The following is a 19,026-nucleotide window of genomic DNA, read 5'->3' on the forward strand; positions in this document are numbered from 1 at the left end:
ATAAATCGTGCAATAAAATAAAACTATAAATAATTTATATTAAAATTTAAGAAGAATGTTAACTTGTTTCTTTTCTTATTAAAAGATGTAATTTCTATGAGGAACTTAAATTCCCATCTAGATATTCACAAATAGCTTCTCTATATTTATTGTATAGAAATTATACAATAAATATATTTTTTATATTATATACATTAAATTAAGCTTAACCTCTCTTTTCTATAAGTCTCTTAAATTGACTAACTCCTTACCAATATTCAAAAACGACTGCATTTTTGAATTTGTGTTCTAGTTTTTCTTGAACAGGTAAATGAATAACTACACATAAACTCCTTATATCTCTAGTTAAACTACCGATTAGCTCCATATAAACTCTAGATAACCTATATAGAATACAAGTTATCAAGGAGGTAAGAAAAATGAATTTTATGAAACGAGCAATTCTCAGTATGAAAAAAAGGATAGGAACATCATTAATTTTGATGGCAGTTTTTCTGATTGTTACAAATTTGGTTCTTTCAGGTTTCACAATCCAAAATGCATCAAAAAAAGCAGCGGATGCTGCAAGAAAAAAACTTGGTGCAGATGTTACTTTAGGTTTTGATTTCGACAAAATAGGTCAAAAAGCTAAGGAAACTGGAGAAATGCCAAATCCGCCGCAGCTCGATGCAAAAGAAACAGATCAATTAGCGAAGTCCAAGTATGTAAAAGATTATAATTACATAGCTAACACTTTCGGTATTTCTGATGGGCTTAAACTAGTAGGAGCTTCAGAAGGAGAAGAAGAAGGAAAAGGTAAAGTGGGAATGACGGCTGCGCGAGGCGGTTCAAGCTCTGGTACAGAAATAGATATGAATGCTTCTTTTATGATTGAGGGAGTTCGCAAGACTGCATTACAAGAAAGCTTTAAAAACGGAAAAAGTAAAATCATTGATGGAAAACCAATAACAGAGCAAATGAAAGATCAGAATGTAGCTTTAATGGAAAAACGATTAGCGGAATTAAACAATTTGAAAGTAGGAGACAAAGTTAAAGTACAATCAGGGGATAAGAAGGAAACTCTTGAGGTTGAAATTATCGGCATTTACGAAACAAATGAGCAAGCAATGGGTCAACAGGCTCCTCCTATTATGGATCCAGCTAATAAACTATATATGCCGCATTCAACTATGAAAAAATTAGAAGTAGACCAAGGTATAAGTAGTGGTCAAGTCGTGTATTTCTTGAATGATCCACAATATATTGATGCATTTAAAAAAGAAGCAAAAAAATCTAACATTGATTTTAATTATTATAAATTAGATGCGCATGATTCATTGTACAAGCAAATGATTGGTCCTATCGAAAATATCTCTTCGACTTCTCAAATGATTATTTATATTGTATCGATTGCAGGTGCAATTATTTTAGGATTAATCATTATGCTATCAATTAAAGGACGTCGTAAAGAAATGGGAATTCTATTGTCTATTGGAGAGAAAAAGTGGAAATTGATAGCGCAATTCGTAGTAGAAGTAGTGTGTGTCGCTATTTTAGCATTTGGATTATCCATAACAACAGGAGCTAAAGTTTCTCAATATATCGGAGATAATTTACTTTCGAATGAAATTGCTACTGCAAGCGAAGAAACAGATACTTCGCAACATGGTACTGTAATGATGGCTGGATCTGGTGGTACTCTACAAAATCAAAAAGAAGAACCAATTGATAAAATTGATGTAAGTGTAACAGGAGAAGATGTAGGGAAAATGGGTGGAATTGGACTAGCTATTGCTATAATAGCAACGCTTCTTCCGGCATTATCTATTCTACGTTTAAACCCAAAACAAATTCTTTTAAAAGATGAATGAGGAGGCTTACTATGGAGACGATTTTACAGTTTAAAAATTTGGATTATTATTATGAAAGTAATGGAAAAAATGTAGCGATACTAGAAAATGTTAACTTTTCTTTTCAAAAAGGACATTTCTACACGATTTTAGGACCATCTGGATCTGGTAAAACCACAACTCTAAGCTTAGGTTGTGGACTAGATGTCCCTAAAAATGGTTATGTACTGTATAATGGCAAAGATATTAGAAAAATTGGTTTGGATCGATACCGTAATCAAAATGTATCTGTAATTTTCCAATCTTATAACTTAATAACCTATATGACAGCTCTTCAAAATGTCTTAACAGCAATGGAAATTACAGGTGTTAAAGTGCAAAATAAAACAGCAAGAGCATTAGAATTGTTAGAAAGGGTAGGACTCACAGAAGTTGAAGCGAAACGAAACGTCCTGCAACTAAGCGGTGGACAACAACAGCGTGTAGCAATTGCTCGAGCACTATCTTGTAATGTTGATTTACTGATTGCAGATGAGCCGACAGGAAACCTCGACGAGGAAACCGCAATGGATATAATAGAACTATTTCAAGAACTTGCACATAAAGAGAATAAATGCATTATTGTTGTGACGCACTCACAGGCGGTTGCTAAAAAATCAGATCGTGCAGTGTATTTAAGTAAGAAGAAGTTGGTCGTAAATGAAATCTAATATAAACATCGTAGTTATTTAATTCACATAATTTTCGAAATCTACACCTTTCAAAAGTTTATATTTGATTTATAATAATATCAAGCCATAATCAAAATGGTCTCCCTGTACTGAATGTTAAAATAGTTTGTCGTTCCCGTTTTAATAATATTTGAAAAAGAACTTGTAGGATATTCTACAAGTTCTTTTTATTATAATTGGTTACCTATATCATGGGATAATCACATATGAAAAACGAGACAGTACCTAGATATATAATCTAAATGCTGTCCCGTTTAACTGTGTATCTGTATAGTTATTGCAGAATTAAACCTACAATCATAATTAAACTAAATACTATTATCCAACCAAACGCACAATAGCCAAAAATTCTAATCCATTTAGGTAATTGATTCATGTTAATTTTATTTGAGGGAACTCCCTGCATAGAAAACATCATTTTTTGATCTCTATCTCTATTATTTTGTTGTTCATACATAATATCATCACCTTTCCAGAACTATTGCGTTTATAGTATATCAGCCTAAAGAAAATTATGTACAGAATAAGAAGGGATAGCATAAATATTATGTGGTGAATTTTATAAATAAATGCATTTAATTGCCATGGTTCTAAGCGCTAATTCGTTATAAATACTGAAAAAGAGCACTACATAAATAGGACTCATTTTCTTCAAATATTAAGTTGCTGGATATAAATCAGAACCAAGGTAACGTTCTTTTATAATTTGAAGATGATGAAGCTCATGACCAGCAATGATGTATGCTAATGCACGAACTGTAACTTCAGAATTATTCGCATTTCCTCTTTGTGACCAAGCTTCTTTATCTAAGCTTCTAAGTAAATACAAGGTAGATTGGCGAACAACTATTAAATTCTCAAGAAGATTTTGCATAGATTGCTTATCAAAAGCAGCTCTAAGAACATACATATCATCAAATGAAAAACCTGTTAATAAATTTATACTTACTACAAAAACAAACAAACTCGTCCTATTTAAAGGAGAGTTTGTTTGTTTTTATGTTTAGATAATGGAATACTCATGTAAAATTGCACACTATGTTCCATATTTTTTATTGAATACTTTATATCTAGCGTTTCAAGAATTTGTTTAACAATATATAGCCCTAAACCATTTCCTCCAGTATTTCGATTTCTTGATTTTTCAATTCGATAAAATGGTTTGAAAATTTGTTGTAAATCTTCATCTTTAATATTGACACCTGTATTTATAATTTGCATTTCGATTTGACCTTGTTTCGAATCCTCACTTAACTTTATATAGACTTTTTCATTATGTGGTGAATACATAACCGCATTGTGAATAATATTTTTACATGCTTTTTCTAAAAGAGCACAATCGGTATAAATAGAAAGGTCAGAATCAATTTCTTTTATTATTTCAATGCTTTTTTGAGAAGCAAAAAATTCGAGATCTTTTGTGATTGCACCTATTAACTTTGAAGGATTAACTTCCTCTACTTTTAGTTTGAAGGTGTGTTGTTCTAATTTCGATACGCTTAAAATTTCACGAACTAATTGTTCCATACTTTCAATAATTTGATGATTTTTCTTTAAATATTGATCGCGATTTTGATAAGGGCCAATATTGTATATCATTCCTTCTAAGTATCCTTTCATTACAGTAAGAGGGGACTTTAATTCATGTGCTACAATCGCAAAAAACTCTCTGCGTTTTGTTTCTATTTCTCTTTCTTTTTCAATATCATTTTTTAATTGTTCATTTACTTTTTTCAAATCAAACATAGCTTGTTGCAAGTTAATAGACATGTCATTCAAACTATTAGATAATTCTCCTAACTCATCTGTAGAGCGAACCTCAATTTTTTCGGAGAAATCTAAATTTGCCATCTTTTGTGCACCTTCATTAATATAAATAAGTGGCTTTGTAATAAACCTGGAATAAAAATAAGCACTTCCTATACCAATAACGAGCACAATGATACTAATATAGGGGAGAAAGCGTACTAAAACCTGTGAAGCTTCATCAATCGGTTGAAATGTAGCAAACACTATAAGCGTTAAACTACCATCTTGAAATTGAATTGGTTTCGTAACGTTATATGAATTGCTAAGGGTACTTGCATTCTCGAATCGTGTTGCTTTAGTAACTACTGTTTTTTGCGTACCACTTTGAATAAAAGAAAATGAAGGAGAGTAAATAATTACTCCTTCTTTATTTTGAAGATAAAGCATCGCATTATTTTTTTTGGCGTATTCATCAAAAAGTGGTATCGCATCTTGAAACATAAGATTTTTAGATTTATCAATGATTTCGTTTATCCCTGTTTGAAGTTGATCTGTTTTATATTGCTCATAAAACGTCGGAAGAAAGAAGTATAAAGTTAAATAAATCAATACTGCAAAGGATAATAAAATGAGAGATGTAGTCATAAAGAGTTTATAAGTAATTTGCTTCATTTTCATGAGTTTCACAATACTATTCATCAATTTTATATCCAATACCCTTTATTGTTTTAATATAAGGGATAGCTAATTTTTTGCGTAGGTTTTTAATATGTGTATCAATTATTCGTGTTTCTCCAAAATAATCGTAACCCCAAACCTTTTCAACGATATTTTCTCTTGTGAGTACTTTTCTCTCATTTTGAAATAGTAGTTGTAGAATTTCAAACTCTTTTGTCGTTAATATAATTTCAACGTCATTTACATATACTCTATATGCATCCACATCAATACGCACTTCTTTAAATATCAAATGATTATTTACATTTTTATCATAACTTCTTCTAAGTACAGCTTCGACTCGTCTAATCAAAACATGAAATGAAAAGGGCTTTGTTATATAGTCATCGATCCCAAGGTCGAATCCTTTCATTTGATCTTCCTCTTCTTCCAACGCAGTTAGCATAATAATTGGTACGTTTGACTGACTTCGGATCATTTTAGAAACTTCAAACCCATTAAGATTGGGCATCATGACATCTAGAAGAATTAAATCAAATGATTGCTTATTAAATTGTGTCATACCCTCTAGTCCATCTGAAGCGACTACCACTGTATAATGCTGTGTCATTAAAAATTGTTTAATTAATTCCTGAATTTCTTGATCGTCCTCTACCACGAGAATATGATAGTTTTTCATAATATCACCTCTGGTAGTCATTATAGCCGTACTATCTGGAGTTTATGTGGAGATACAATAGGAACTTCATAGGACGTTTAACGTAGTAGCTCCATTTTCAAGATTGTGTATTCTCCATAAAAAAGTATTATTACCCATATTCCTTTTTTATAGAGAAATATTTGTGCGCTTGAAAAAACTTATTATATAAAAAGCTAAACAATTAATATTTACAAAAAACTAATGTATAATAATGTAAATTGCATGTAGTTTTTTAAACTGTTTGAACATATACTTTTGATACTTTACTAGAAGGGGAAAGGGAAAGGGAGATGAATTTAAATATAAAAGAAGCCAGCGAAATTTTAGAGCTTACGCCACAAATTTTTTAGTTTTTTTGCTAATTTAGTAAAGGCCTAAGGTGCAAACAAGGGATTATTTAAATCATGTGAGAAAGGTTGTGAAATTATTTGATGGGTTATAAAGCGATGCTGTTTGATTTAGATGATACGTTAATTGATAGGGATAAGGCAGTAGATAACTTGTTTTTATTAGTTTTAGAAAAATGTTATGAGGATGTTAGTGATACAGTCAAAAACAATATGTTACAGAAATTCAAAGAATACGATAAAAGGGAATACGGCATTAGTGATAAAACGATAGTTTTAGAATCATTATTTGATGAATTCGCGCCGAAATATAGATTGCCACACAATTATATCCAAGATTTTTGGAATGAAAATTTACCTAAATGTTTTTCAATAGACCAAAATACTATTCATTTCTTAAATCAAATAAAGAAGCACTTTAAAGTTGGAATTATAACAAATGGCTCAACGCATAGACAAAAAGCTAAAATAATTAACACGAATTTAAACAATTACTTTGATACGATTATTATTTCTGAAGAAGTAGGATTGAGTAAACCTGATAAACGTATATTCCAACTAGCATTAAATAAGCTTAATGTGCAATCAGAAGATGTATTATTTATTGGAGATGACTTAGAAAAGGATATTGCTGGTCCTCAAAATGCAAATATAAAAGGTGTGTGGTTTAACCCTCAGAAAATCAAGAATACTACCAAAATACAACCATATGCCGAGATTAACACTTTGGATAGTTTGTTAAGTTATATTACTCCACAATATTTTTATAACAAGTAAAAGTAATTCTGTATATACATATTCAAAAATATAAAAAAGAGAAACTATCATTAATTTCATTGACCGTATTAGTAATAAAAAATATATATTTACAATAAAAATAGAGGCAATTTTTTATAGCTGTGGCTAATTTAATCTATGATTAATACGAAGTTTTGTAAAACAATTTTACTCGTACTGTGTAAATTGAAAAACTAAGTACATTAAAGTAATAATTATATCCTGCTAAATTCCCCCATTGCACTTAGTTTATAATTATATACGATATAGAAGAACTGATGTTTGTGGTAAACTAAGAGATGAATAAAGGGGGAGTTTTCTTGAACAATTTTAATAATATAATCCAAAATTTAAATAATATAGTTTACAAACCTAACAATTTAATGATTACGAATCTAAAAGAAGAAAAGCAAAACGCAGAATATGCAGGATGTTTATTCCACTTAAATAACAAAACCATTCGTTTTAGAAAATCAAAAGTTACACCTAATAAAACTGGTCAATTTGTTTCTTTTTGGGAGAAAGATGAAAATATGCGAAATAGAGCGTTCTCTTATAAAGCTGCTCCTGATTTATTAGTAATCACTTGTATTGCTGATAATAAACTAGGACAATTTATTTTTCCTAAAGAGATTCTTCTTAAAGAAAAAATATTGAGAACACAAAATCAAACAGGGAAAATGGCAATGAGAATTTATCCTGTTTGGGATACCACTGTTAGCAATCAAGCTAAAAAGAGTCAAATGTGGCAACTTCAGTATTTTGTTGATTTAAGTGATAGTAATAATTTGCCTATAGATAAACTATTAAATTTATATTCGTAGCTTTTGATCTACTCCAAAAAGAAGTAATTACAGAAAAGGCATTTGTAATGACGCCTTCTATTAATTTACCCCGTGAATCGTAATTTTTGTACCGGTACAGTTAAATGAAATGTACGTTGTTACAGTGCCTCTTAAAATTTACAATCAGCATATAATATTTTAACTTATACATTTTAAGGGGTGCTGACTATGACAAGTCTACAACATAAGCTTTTTACAAGATTGAATCTTGCAAAGCGTACTGAAGTGAAGTTTGAAGAATTGAATACAATTCTCTTTACATTTGCACACACTATACCATTTGAGAATTTAGATGTTATAGCACGAAATACGAATCAAATCTCTCTGGAAAACTTACGAGAGAAAATTTTAACTAGTTCCCGTGGTGGACTTTGCTACGAATTAAATACTCTTTTTTACTATTTCTTAAAAGACTGTGGCTATGATGTACAACTGGCATTAGGTACGGTGTATAAAAATGATATAAATGCATGGGCACTGGAGGATGGCCATATAACAATTATTTTAACTTATGATAATCTACAGTATTTAATTGATGTAGGTATAGCTTCGTTAGTACCTCTTGTTCCTGTACCTTTTACTGGCGAGTCTGTTTCTTCAAAAAATGGTTCGTACCGAGTGAGACGAAAAGATACAAGTAAAGGAAATTATGTTTTAGAAAGAATAGATACTGATGGAGAATGGAAAATTTGTCATGCTTTTTATAAACCTAATATTGATGAGATAGTAATAAACGATGTTCAAAGAAGAGTGATAGAAGATGAGAAGTCTATTTTTAATAAAGGACCAATTGCAGTAAAGTTGACGAACTCCGGTCATATTTCATTAACGAATACAAGTTTAACTGAAGTTGTTCATGGGGAAAAAACTAAGCGTGAAATTACAGAAGATCAATATAAAGAGTTTTTATATACTTTATTTGCTATTAAGTTATGAATAATAAAGATAGCCGGTTCTTATTCAGAAGCGGCTATCTTTATTATTTTTGGTGTAAATGGTTTTCTTCTAATATGTTTCGGAAACTGCGGTATAGTTAATGTTTTTAATGTTTCCTTCGCTTCTTCATATGTATGAAAAATTGGTTCTTTTCCATCATCCCCTTGTAAAACTAGCCCTTCATCTCGGATTACATATGGCATAAAACCACCCCATCTAGTAAAGAATTATATTCTTTTGCAGCAGAATAATACGATTTAAAGTTGATTTTCTTAATACATATAATACACTAGAACAGTACGCAAAAGTATGTACAATGAATTTTGAATGTAAAGGAAGATTAATATGTCAGTTATTGATAAATTGAAACTTAATAAGTATACAAATATGGTCGTTATTAACGAACCAAGTGATTATGACATTTTTACAGGTAAAGAAACTGCATTCTCAAAAGAACACGATGCTATCTTTATATTTGTAGAAACGCTTGATGAAATGGTGAAACAAACGAATTTTATTATAAGTAATGAAGAATTACTTATTGAAAAAGGTTACGTATTCTTCGCATATCCGAAAAAAGGTAATGCTCGTTATAGTACGTTTATTCACCGTGATGAGATGTTTCCGGCATTAAATGTTGGAGAAGATGGTTATGTGGGAGAAAGTGATATTAAATTTGCACGAATGGTAAGTATGGATGAAGTCTTTACTGTTGTAGGTTTAAAACGCGAGAAGAAAAAAATAACGAAAACATCTGCTATGAGTCAATGTGTTGCCGATTATGCAGATCGAATTAAAGATGTTGAAGCATTATTAGCTAATCATCCGAATGAACTTAAGTTTTATCAAAGTTTAACGCCTGGATATCAGAAAGATTGGGCACGTAATCTTTTTTCTGTAAAACAAGAAAAAACACGTGAAAAACGTCTAGAGAAAATGATAGAGATCCTTTCACAAGGCTATAAAACAATTGAATTATTCCGTAAGAAGAAAAAATAATGATTAAGAAAGTCACAATGCTGCAACAATTAATTGTGATGAGTACATTGAAAAAAGTATTCCTTCTATTATACTAAGGAATGTTCTTATATTTATATAATTAGCAAAAGAGAAAAGGTGTTTGAGATGAAATCGTATATTGTAGTTGGATCTGGAATTTTAGGAGCGTCTACTGCTTATCATCTTGCTAAGGCAGGTGCGAATGTTACTATCGTGGATCGCCAACAATTAGGGCAAGCAACTGATGCAGGAGCAGGTATTGTATGTCCATGGCTATCGCAGCGTCGTAATAAAGCATGGTATAAAATTGTTAAAGGCGGTGCACGTTACTATTCTTCGTTAATTCAGCAATTAGAAGAAGACGGTGAAACTGACACAGGATATAATCGTGTAGGTGCAATTAGTTTACATACTGACGAGAAAAAGTTAGATCAAATGGAAGAGCGAGCTTATAAACGACGTGAAGATGCCCCAGAGATTGGTGAAATCACTCGCTTATCAGCTGAAGAAACAAAAAAATTATTCCCAGCATTATCAGACGAATATAGTTCTGTTCATATTAGTGGTGCTGCACGAGTAAATGGAAGATTATTACGCAATGCATTAATAAGTGCTGCGAAAAAACATGGTGCAACTTTAATAAAAGGCGATGCTATATTAGTCCGTGAAGGAAATCATATTACGGGAGTTACAGTAAACGATGAAACAATTTTAGCGGAAAAGGTTATTGTAACTGCAGGCGCATGGGCGAACGAAATCTTGAATCCATTAGGAATTAATTTCTTAGTTACATTCCAAAAAGGACAAATTGTTCATCTGCAAATCGAAAATACAGCAACAGAAAATATGCCAGTTGTTATGCCACCGAACGATCAATATATTTTAACGTTTGACAATGGGCATGTCGTAATTGGTGCAACACATGAGAATGATACTGGTTTCGATCATCGTGTAACAGCAGGTGGTTTACATGAAGTATTCCATAAGGCATTAGCAGTTGCACCTGGCTTAGAAAATGCTACAGTGCTTGAAACGAGAGTTGGATTCAGACCATTTACACCAGGATTCTTACCTGTTATCGGACCACTACCTAACTTTAAAGGAATTCTCGTTGCGAATGGATTAGGAGCTTCGGGTTTAACAGCTGGTCCATACTTAGGAGCGGAACTTGCTAAATTAGCGCTGGGACAACCAATTGAGTTAGATTTAAATGATTATGATGTTGCTGGCGCAATTGAATAATATAGGGTACTGCTAACATTTAGGAAGAACCATGCTAAACAAATTCGACAAGGAATAAGCAGTTTTCCCTCTGTTAAGAGTAAGCCTGTTTATGAAAAATAAAATTCTTTAAAAATAGAAGGCCGACATTATAAACCTGCATTAATAATGTAGAATTGTGATGTCGGCTCTTTATTTATATTTATTTAAAACTTATTTTTGAGAGGAGCTTAAGCAATGAGAGCGCCATATCAAGTATTGATATTTCCTTATATAAAAACTACTGATTCCATTCAATATGCTATTTTCAACCGAAGTGATTATAGTTATTGGCAAGGAATAGCTGGTGGCGGAGAAGTCGGTGAGATTCCTATTGAATCAGCAAAACGGGAAGCGTTTGAAGAGGCTGGTATTACAAGAGAATGTCCATATATACAATTAGATTCTGTGTCTTCACTACCCGTAGAGGATTCCTTTGGGGAGAAGAGGTTTATGTAATAAAAGAATTTTCTTTTGGAGTTAAAGTCCCTACAAAAAACATATCATTATCTAAAGAACACTTTAATTATAAATGGTTATGCTTTGAGGAAGCAGTAACGCTTTTGAAATGGGATAGCAACAAAACAGCATTGTGGGAATTAAACAAAAGACTATTAAAACAATAAAAGTTTTTGCTAACAAAAATAGTTGTGGAAGAAGAATTGAACCATTAACAAACCCTTGCTACATTTCTAAACAATGTTTTAGGTTATAAAATAGAGTAATATAGATTTGGCATGTTATGCTAAAATTCGCTTAGTGTATATTTTCGTTAAAATGTGGGTGGGCCCCCTTTTAGCAAAACCGGAGTGGGAATGATGAGTATAAATAGTTTTGTGGGATTGATAAATGACGAATTATTAAAAGAGGTAAGTATAAGAAGTGATGATGAATTCGAGCCTGTAGTAGTTAAAGATATTCCTAGACTTTGGAAGTGTTTAGGAACAGGTAATTATGCCGCAGTATTCATGCACAGAGAATACAAAGATTGGGTAGTGAAAGTTTACGTGCGAGAAGGAGAAGGAATTGAAAAAGAGTCAGAAGTATACCGAAGAATTGGAGATCATCCTTCTTATTCAAAGCTTATATATAAAGGGAAAAATTTCATAGTATTGAAACGTTTAAAAGAAATTACCTTATACGATGCCCTTCATAAGGGGATTAAAATTCCTAAGCAAGTAATACTTGATATTAATGAGGCTTTAGAGTATGCGAGGGAACAAGGGTTAACTCCTTGTGATGTTCACGGGAAAAATGTGATGATGGAAAAAGGAAGGGGATATGTAGTCGATGTATCTGATTTCTTAAAAATAAAAGAAGATAGTAAGTGGAGAGATCTAGAAAAGGCATATTTCACCTTTTATTTTCCTTTCATATATAAATTGCCTTTCCCGGTTAAAATACCGTATTTTATGTTAAACATTGTTAGGCGTTCGTATAGAAAATATAAGAAGCTTAAAAAGAACTTCAAATTATAAAAGGACCATATATGTTCCTGAAAACGAGTTAAATTCACATAAATAACTTTAGAAAAATTTCAAATTTTGTTTAGGGGCTATTTCAAGACCTTAGCTTGCTGGGCATATGGTGTTACCTCAAAAAATAAAAAGATTAGGAGTAAATCCTAATCTTTTTATTTATACATATTTTTGTTAGTTATATCACTATCAATTCCAAAACGGGACATTTTGAATAAATGAAACCGTCAAAATAAGTGTTGATGCGGAACCAGCAGTTACTAAAGTTACTATTTTTCGTCCATTCTGTTCTTTTGAAGGTTTTATAAGTTCTGTAATTAACACAATCCATATTATGATAGATACTATTGAAATAATATTTATAGACATATGTAACACATCCCTTCGTGTTTTTACATAAATATTTCTTCTTTTATAAAATAAAAGCAATTTAACAAGAAAATATGTAACGCATTAAAAATCAATATTTTTCTGTTAAACCACCTTTTTTAAATAGAAATACGACTGATAAAACGATAACAACAGCCTTCAAACTGCCCCAATATGGATAAATAGTATGATCTGTTAGACTAGCATGCTGAAAAATATTCTCTAAACCGAAAATTCCTATCATGACTGCTAAAAGAAATGAAGCTAATCCATACGTCCCTTTACGATAGAGGGTAAATAAATAGACTGTGAAAATCAGTGGTAAGATGATTTGTAGTACGATTATCATAGTTCGTCCCCCAGATTATTTATAATTATATTATATACAAAATTGTAATAAAAAGGAATGCGACTTATTTGATACTAACAGAACTACTCTAATCATATTCTTCTATAAAAAAGAAGAAAAAGGGGTGTACAGTTAATTGACAAAAGTTAAAGTTAGTTTACGACCCATTGTTCATAACGTAAATTTACCAACTGTATTGAAAACAACGATACTTCCAGGTGAATCGACCGAAAGACTATTTATCGCAACTCAATTAGGGGAGATTTTTTACATAGGGGACGGAGTTATAAAGACATTTTTAGATATTCGTCACCTAATTATTAAATTAGGTACATTTGAAGAAGGTGTTTCTAGTAGCGGTTATGATGAACGCGGATTGCTTGGACTTGCGTTCCATCCACAATTTTATCAAAATGGGTTATTTTATCTTCATTATTCAGTAGCTGGAACTCAAGGGCCAGGTGCATTTTCTGAGCAATTTAAACCGAATCCTTGTGACCCTAAAACGTTAAATTTAAAGTGGTTTAATAGAAATACGCAATATGATCACATTGATACAGTGGAAGAATGGACTTTACAATCTAATGGTCAAGCTCAAAAACGACGAACATTACTGAATGTAAGAAGACCATTTTTTAATCATAACGGAGTCAATAGTTTAAACTTTTCACCTGAGACTGGAAAACTTGTTTTTACAAATGGAGATGGCGGATCAGGTTATGATCCATTTAATTTAAGCCAAGATGATTTAGAAATAGCAGGAAAAATAATTGAAATCGATGTAAGTAAAAATACATTTATAAATAACCCTCCTGTAGTTACACGCTTTAATGAACTTCCTTTATCTATACAAGAAACACTTACAGTAATTGCAAAAGGAGTACGTAATATAACTGGCATTTCATTTCAAAGGTTTTATAATCAATATATCAAATACGCCGGAAATGTCGGACAAGATATTGTAGAGTCTATTTTTTCATTTGTTCAATATAAACCTATACCGGTAACAGAACTTGTTCAAATGCATTTTATGAGGTTAACTCTCAATCAAGATGGGTTTATCAATTTTGGGTGGCGAGGATGGGAAGGGGATTTGCCTACTTCTTTTATACGACATTGCTCTGAGAATCAGACTTTGGATGAGAGAACAATGGTTTATTATGATGAAACAATACAAACTTCAGTGAAGCGTATTCTGCCTCTACTTAGTTATTTTCATAAAGATTCTAGAACAGATAAGTTTGGAGGAACTTCACTTACAGGAGTTCAGCCATATATGGGAAATGCAATTCCAAATTTAACAGGTAGCGTTGTTTTTACTGACCTTGCCAAGAAAGGAGAATCTCAGTCTCCAATTAAGGGTGTTTTAGCCTATACTAGAGCAGGTACAGACGGTAAACATGCTGACTTTTATGCTATTGAAACCAATTATGATTTTGGTACGCAACCAGCTTATTATATGAGTTTAGGAACAAATTCGGATCAAACTAAATTATATTTAGGAGTTTACAGTTCTATGAAAGTAACTGATTATAACAAAGGTACCATTTTTGAAATTATTCCTTGATACGATATAAATTCTCAGTTTAAAAACATAAAGAGTTTATTCTGCTTCCAAAACGCACAACTTGACTTGTCCCCCTAAACATCTTCAATCTATAAGTATCTATTTTATATAGTGATTTATAACTAGTAGAAAGCAACTCATAAACCATAAGTGTATGAATAATATAGAAAGTAATGAATGTGGTATCTTTAGGGGGTATTTTAATGAATTGGTTTGTACGTTATTGGTATCAACTGATGATAGAACATGATACGAGCTTTGTTCATAAAAGAAAATTGTCCCTTGCGAATAAGTTAGTATTTACAGCTTTGATGAGTGCATTGGCCACCATGTTTCAAGCAGCTGGGAACTTAGTTCCTGGTATAGGTTTGCTCATTAGTCCATTTTCGACATTACCGATTTTTTTTGCTATTTTCTATTCTATTCGTGAGGGAATACTTTCTTATATTCTTACTATTTTTCTATTATTTATTATTGAGCCCAGTGAACTAATTGTCTTTCCTTTTACTACAGGCTTATTAGGTCTAGCCTTAGGAGTATCCTTTTTAAAATTAAAGAGGAGAATTTGGATTGTTTCTTTTTCAGCAACTTGTCTACTTATAGGTATTATGATTGTTCTCGATGTTTTCCACTTTCCGGTACTTGGTCCTGCTGTTCATACAACTATGGATATAAAAATTATTTTATCAATATTTATAATGAGCTTTCTATACTGTTGGATTTATGCAGGTTTTTGCAGAATAATGATGAATAGATTATATAAAGTGTTGTATTGACAATGGCATAATGAGGATTGGAGATTGAATTCATGACTAACGTTGCAGTTAGAAGACCGAATTTGAATGATGTAGATGAACTATATTTATTTTTCCGTATAGTTATTACGAATACATACAAAAATGAAGGATTGTCACAATTATTAGATGACATAGAAAATGAAATTAACTCAAAAAAGCAGTATTTGAAAAGTGACTTTGATAGTAACGGAGAAAGTCGTTACTTTTTATTAGCAATTGATACAAGTAACGATAAAATCATTGGAACAATCGAAATCGGTCCAGCAAGTACATTGATTAATAGTTGTACAGGTGGTGTACTTAAAAATTTGTATGAAATAGGAACTGTATTCATACTTCCGGAGTATCAGAGAAAGGGAATAGGGAGTTTATTACTACATACAATGTTTCTTACATTACTTAGCAGAGGGATAACAGAATATTGTTTAGATAGTGGATATAAAAATGCGCAAAGTATATGGATGAAAAAGTTTGGAAAACCTAGCTATGTATTGAAAGATTACTGGGGAGAATCCAGTGATCATATGATTTGGAAGAAAAGTTTACATGATACACCTATAATATTTGAATTATAAAATGAAATATGCCTCTGAACATAGCTTTTCTTACTTATGTATGCTATTATTTATCTTTATAATAAAAGAGGACGTGAATGAACTTGATTAAAATTAATATTCCTGAAGCTGATGTTTCAATTACTGAACGTAAACAAGTTATTAAAGGAGACGAGCCAATCATTACTCCAATTAATGGATTTATCGATTTCCACTTGTTCCCTAGAGATAAAGGCGGCATTTTTATGTTTTACAATATTAATGACGAACTTCTTTTCGTAGGTAAAGCTCGTAAAATTAGACAACGTATTAAGAAGCATTTTGAAGATAATGTTTCACCAATTAAAAATCACCGTGATGAAGTATACCGCATTGATGCATGTATCGTAGAAGATCCAACAGAAAGAGAAATTTACGAAACATATATCATTAATGAATACAAAGCGAAATATAACGTTGATAAAGTATTCTACAAATAATCAACATTAATAAAAAACAATCCTAGCTAATATGCAAGGATTGTTTTTTATTTAGATTTATTCTTCATATCTTTCTCCTTTTTTCAAATGATTAGCAGCAACAAAACAGATTACACCTATAAATATAAGTACAATACCAACCGTTTTATGTTTTCCCTCAAAGAAAGGAATATCTGAAATAACATTTGTCATACATAGTCCTAAAAATACAAGGATAGGGCCCACCCAAAGTAATACATTACCGAATTTTGTGTGCTTCCACATAATAACCCTCCTTAACCCTCTTTACATATATATCCATAAATAAAAAGTAAATTCATAGAGAAATATAGTTTTTTTCATATCGAAAATTTAACCCTCATATATTGGTACAAGCAAAAGAGAAAGGAGACCATCATGAATTGGTTAGAAGCTTTCATACTAGGTATAATTCAAGGTTTAACAGAATTTTTACCAATCAGTAGTACCGGACATCTTTATTTAGGAAGGCATTTGTTCCGATTAGATGAGGCTGGCTTATTTTTAGATACGATGCTGCATATTGGGACTTTACTTGCGGTTTTTATTTATTACAAAAAAGAATTTATATATTTAATTAAAAACCCATTTTCAAAGCTCATGTTATTACTTATCGTTGGGACAATACCCGCAGTTGTAATTGGTTTATTGTTTAAAGATTTCTTTGAAGATATTTCAAAAACAGGAATCACGATCGGTTGGGAGTTTTTAGTGACCGGATTCTTTCTCTACATGGCAGATAAACAAAAGAATGGTCGTAAAAAAATGGATGACATAACATATAAAGACGCATTAATTATCGGTTCATTTCAAGCTGCTGCTATTTTTCCAGCCATTTCCCGTTCTGGAATGACAATTGTCGCTGCATTATGGAGAAAATTAGACCGTGAAACTGCTGCTTACTTTTCTTTTTTACTATCGACACCAGCCATCGTTGGAGCTATCGTTTTGCAATTTGTAGACGTTTTTCAAGGGAAAGCAGAATCTATTTCTAGTACATCTTTAATTGTCGGAACGTTATCAGCAGCCTTTTTTGGATACATAGCCGTTTCATGGATGATTCAATATTTAAAACGTCACTCCTTAAAAGTATTCGCGTATTACGTATGGGGATTAGGTATTTTAATTTTAATGTTGCAATTTACTGATGTATTTTAAGTATAATGGTAAAGAAGTTAATTAGTTTAAGATCCTGTTTCATTCATACAAGGCAGGATCTCTTTTTATTAAGGGGGAAAATATGTTTAATAAGGCTATCGTTATTGGTGGAAGTATGGCAGGAAAGTTTGCAGCAAAAGCATTATCAACTTCTTTTAAAGAAGTAATCATTATAGAAGCTGGTGAAAGATGGGATGGAAAGTCTTCGAGAAAAAGAGTTCCACAAAGTAATCATCCTCACGTGTTATTAAAAGGTGGAGAAAACGCAATTGAAGAATTGTTTCCTAATATTACGAACGAATTAATAGAAGCGGGTAGTATTATAAACAACTTTACGCGTGATTTGAAATGGCATCAATTCGGTCTATGGAAACAACCGTTCATAGGGGAAGTACATATGATTCAACAAAGTCGTCCTTTGCTAGAATGGCATATTCAAAAACGAATACATCAAATTTCAAATATTACTATTAAATATGAAACATTGGTTAAAGGGTTATTGGTAGATGCAAAGCTTAACAAAGTGTGTGGAGTAAAAGTTAAATATTTAGAGACAAACACACAAGAAGAAGTTCATGCGGATCTTGTAGTTGATGCGAGTGGATTTGGCTCAAAAAGTATAGAGTGGCTACGAGAATACGAAATTAAAGTACAAGAAGAGAAAGTTCGTATTGATTTATTTTACGCAACGAAAATGTTCAAACTTAAAGAAAATGAGGAGTTAGACTGTTGTAATATGCTAATGTCTCCTAGTTTCCCTGATAACCCTTATGGCGTTCTTATTCAAACGATAGAAGATAATCGTTATTTTGTTACTTTTAGTGGATACGCAAATGAGAAAGCACCACAAACAGATGATGAGTTTTATGATTTTGCTGAAAATCTATCAATTTCTAATGTTACAGACTTCTTAAATAAGGCTGAGGGAATTACTGATATAAAGACATACAAAATCCCTTATCAAGTACGCCGGCGATTTGATTTAGTGAATAATGTACCAGAAGGATTATTAGTTGTTGGAGATGCGCAATGTCGTTTTGATCCCGTTTTCGGCCAAGGCGTATCAGTTGCTGCTATGGAGGCTCACCAATTGCAATTACTTTTGCAAGATAGAAAACAACTTGATAAAACATTTACACAACAATTTTATAAAAAGGCAGCTACTATAATAGAAACCCCTTGGGATATGACAACAACAGAAATATCACGTCACCCGCAACTAAAGAGAGAATTAACTACAAAACAAAAATTTCAACTATGGTATACGAAGCAAATATATCGACTATCCGCAAGTAATTCTGATGTTTATATTCGGTTAGTACGAGTGATGAATTTAATTCGTAGTCCATTTCATCTCTTTCATCCGAAAGTGCTACTATCTGTATTACTTAATCGAAAGAAATAGC

21 protein-coding genes and 2 pseudogenes are annotated in these 19,026 nt (G+C 31.7%); 15 read left to right on the forward strand and 8 right to left on the reverse strand.

Features of this window, described 5'->3' with window-relative positions; translation table 11 throughout:
• The first annotated feature begins 419 nt into the window (after positions 1-419).
• Both AU379_RS10325 and AU379_RS10330 read left to right on the forward strand, forming a co-directional pair.
• Positions 420-1,850, forward strand: a complete 1,431-nt coding sequence (locus tag AU379_RS10325) for an ABC transporter permease (protein WP_061139206.1) — start codon at positions 420-422, stop codon at positions 1,848-1,850.
• A gap of 11 nt (positions 1,851-1,861) precedes the next feature.
• Positions 1,862-2,539 (forward strand): ABC transporter ATP-binding protein, encoded by a 678-nt coding sequence (locus AU379_RS10330; RefSeq protein ID WP_000447862.1) that lies wholly within the window; start codon positions 1,862-1,864, stop codon positions 2,537-2,539.
• Between the two features lie 295 nt (positions 2,540-2,834).
• On the opposite strand, the gene AU379_RS10335 is transcribed toward AU379_RS10330, so the two are convergent.
• The 4 genes and pseudogenes from AU379_RS10335 to AU379_RS10350 all read right to left on the reverse strand — a co-directional run bounded on the left by AU379_RS10335 (position 2,835) and on the right by AU379_RS10350 (position 5,666).
• Positions 2,835-3,017 carry a hypothetical protein gene (locus tag AU379_RS10335; RefSeq protein ID WP_000273229.1) on the reverse strand — a complete coding sequence of 61 codons (183 nt, stop codon included), beginning with the start codon at positions 3,015-3,017 and terminating at the stop codon, positions 2,835-2,837.
• Positions 3,018-3,218: 201 nt separating this feature from the next.
• Positions 3,219-3,488: pseudogene (locus AU379_RS10340) on the reverse strand (DinB family protein); the annotation flags it as partial.
• Positions 3,489-3,535: 47 nt separating this feature from the next.
• Positions 3,536-5,008: a HAMP domain-containing sensor histidine kinase gene (locus AU379_RS10345; protein ID WP_061139208.1), complete on the reverse strand. Its 1,473-nt coding sequence runs from the start codon at positions 5,006-5,008 to the stop codon at positions 3,536-3,538.
• On the reverse strand, positions 5,001-5,666 hold the full coding sequence (locus AU379_RS10350) for a response regulator transcription factor (protein WP_000800727.1): 666 nt from the start codon (positions 5,664-5,666) through the stop codon (positions 5,001-5,003). The genes AU379_RS10345 and AU379_RS10350 overlap by 8 nt, the downstream gene beginning before the upstream one ends.
• A gap of 452 nt (positions 5,667-6,118) precedes the next feature.
• Here AU379_RS10350 and AU379_RS10355 point away from each other — a divergent pair, with 452 nt between their 5' ends.
• The 3 genes from AU379_RS10355 (at position 6,119) to AU379_RS10365 (ending at position 8,592) form a co-directional block, all read left to right on the forward strand.
• Positions 6,119-6,811 carry an HAD family hydrolase gene (locus AU379_RS10355; RefSeq protein WP_025966146.1) on the forward strand — a complete coding sequence of 231 codons (693 nt, stop codon included), beginning with the start codon at positions 6,119-6,121 and terminating at the stop codon, positions 6,809-6,811.
• Positions 6,812-7,131: 320 nt separating this feature from the next.
• Complete coding sequence (locus AU379_RS10360; protein ID WP_001058867.1) at positions 7,132-7,635, forward strand: mep operon protein MepB; 504 nt, start codon at positions 7,132-7,134, stop codon at positions 7,633-7,635.
• Positions 7,636-7,824: 189 nt separating this feature from the next.
• Positions 7,825-8,592, forward strand: a complete 768-nt coding sequence (locus AU379_RS10365; protein WP_000202771.1) for an arylamine N-acetyltransferase — start codon at positions 7,825-7,827, stop codon at positions 8,590-8,592.
• 20 nt (positions 8,593-8,612) lie between these two features.
• Here AU379_RS10365 and AU379_RS10370 read toward each other — a convergent pair whose 3' ends face one another.
• A complete protein-coding gene (locus tag AU379_RS10370) occupies positions 8,613-8,795 on the reverse strand; it encodes a hypothetical protein (RefSeq protein WP_001147162.1) in 183 nt (60 codons plus the stop codon).
• Between the two features lie 142 nt (positions 8,796-8,937).
• Between AU379_RS10370 and AU379_RS10375 the strand changes: the two genes are divergently transcribed.
• The 4 genes and pseudogenes from AU379_RS10375 (at position 8,938) to AU379_RS10390 (ending at position 12,329) form a co-directional block, all read left to right on the forward strand.
• On the forward strand, positions 8,938-9,591 hold the full coding sequence (locus tag AU379_RS10375; protein WP_000110843.1) for a YdeI/OmpD-associated family protein: 654 nt from the start codon (positions 8,938-8,940) through the stop codon (positions 9,589-9,591).
• 126 nt (positions 9,592-9,717) lie between these two features.
• Positions 9,718-10,833, forward strand: coding sequence for an FAD-binding oxidoreductase (locus AU379_RS10380; protein ID WP_000844391.1), 1,116 nt, complete (start codon positions 9,718-9,720; stop codon positions 10,831-10,833).
• Between the two features lie 216 nt (positions 10,834-11,049).
• Positions 11,050-11,477 (forward strand): annotated as a pseudogene (locus AU379_RS10385) (NUDIX pyrophosphatase).
• Positions 11,478-11,669: 192 nt separating this feature from the next.
• On the forward strand, positions 11,670-12,329 hold the full coding sequence (locus tag AU379_RS10390) for a serine/threonine protein kinase (protein ID WP_061139209.1): 660 nt from the start codon (positions 11,670-11,672) through the stop codon (positions 12,327-12,329).
• A 189-nt stretch (positions 12,330-12,518) separates the two neighbouring features.
• Here AU379_RS10390 and AU379_RS10395 read toward each other — a convergent pair whose 3' ends face one another.
• Together AU379_RS10395 and AU379_RS10400 are read right to left on the reverse strand one after the other, a co-directional pair.
• Positions 12,519-12,698 carry a hypothetical protein gene (locus AU379_RS10395; RefSeq protein ID WP_000026326.1) on the reverse strand — a complete coding sequence of 60 codons (180 nt, stop codon included), beginning with the start codon at positions 12,696-12,698 and terminating at the stop codon, positions 12,519-12,521.
• Positions 12,699-12,789: 91 nt separating this feature from the next.
• A complete protein-coding gene (locus AU379_RS10400; protein ID WP_061139210.1) occupies positions 12,790-13,047 on the reverse strand; it encodes a hypothetical protein in 258 nt (85 codons plus the stop codon).
• Positions 13,048-13,183: 136 nt separating this feature from the next.
• On the opposite strand from AU379_RS10400, the gene AU379_RS10405 reads away from it, so the two are divergent.
• The 4 genes from AU379_RS10405 (at position 13,184) to AU379_RS10420 (ending at position 16,444) form a co-directional block, all read left to right on the forward strand.
• A complete protein-coding gene (locus AU379_RS10405) occupies positions 13,184-14,614 on the forward strand; it encodes a PQQ-dependent sugar dehydrogenase (RefSeq protein ID WP_061139211.1) in 1,431 nt (476 codons plus the stop codon).
• A 203-nt stretch (positions 14,615-14,817) separates the two neighbouring features.
• On the forward strand, positions 14,818-15,390 hold the full coding sequence (locus tag AU379_RS10410; RefSeq protein ID WP_001103992.1) for a hypothetical protein: 573 nt from the start codon (positions 14,818-14,820) through the stop codon (positions 15,388-15,390).
• Between the two features lie 32 nt (positions 15,391-15,422).
• Positions 15,423-15,986: a GNAT family N-acetyltransferase gene (locus AU379_RS10415; RefSeq protein ID WP_000185961.1), complete on the forward strand. Its 564-nt coding sequence runs from the start codon at positions 15,423-15,425 to the stop codon at positions 15,984-15,986.
• A gap of 77 nt (positions 15,987-16,063) precedes the next feature.
• Positions 16,064-16,444, forward strand: a complete 381-nt coding sequence (locus AU379_RS10420) for a nucleotide excision repair endonuclease (protein WP_001048941.1) — start codon at positions 16,064-16,066, stop codon at positions 16,442-16,444.
• Positions 16,445-16,501: 57 nt separating this feature from the next.
• Here AU379_RS10420 and AU379_RS10425 read toward each other — a convergent pair whose 3' ends face one another.
• Entirely contained in the window at positions 16,502-16,708 is a 207-nt protein-coding gene (locus tag AU379_RS10425) for a hypothetical protein (RefSeq protein WP_000265477.1), read from the reverse strand.
• A gap of 132 nt (positions 16,709-16,840) precedes the next feature.
• Between AU379_RS10425 and AU379_RS10430 the strand changes: the two genes are divergently transcribed.
• Together AU379_RS10430 and AU379_RS10435 are read left to right on the forward strand one after the other, a co-directional pair.
• Positions 16,841-17,620 (forward strand): undecaprenyl-diphosphate phosphatase, encoded by a 780-nt coding sequence (locus AU379_RS10430; protein ID WP_030025776.1) that lies wholly within the window; start codon positions 16,841-16,843, stop codon positions 17,618-17,620.
• Between the two features lie 82 nt (positions 17,621-17,702).
• Positions 17,703-19,025, forward strand: a complete 1,323-nt coding sequence (locus AU379_RS10435) for an FAD/NAD(P)-binding protein (RefSeq protein WP_000482051.1) — start codon at positions 17,703-17,705, stop codon at positions 19,023-19,025.
• Position 19,026 lies beyond the last annotated feature (1 nt).

The organism is Bacillus sp. JH7 (assembly GCF_001563515.1).
GTDB classification, from domain to species: Bacteria; Bacillota; Bacilli; order Bacillales; family Bacillaceae_G; genus Bacillus_A; species Bacillus_A cereus.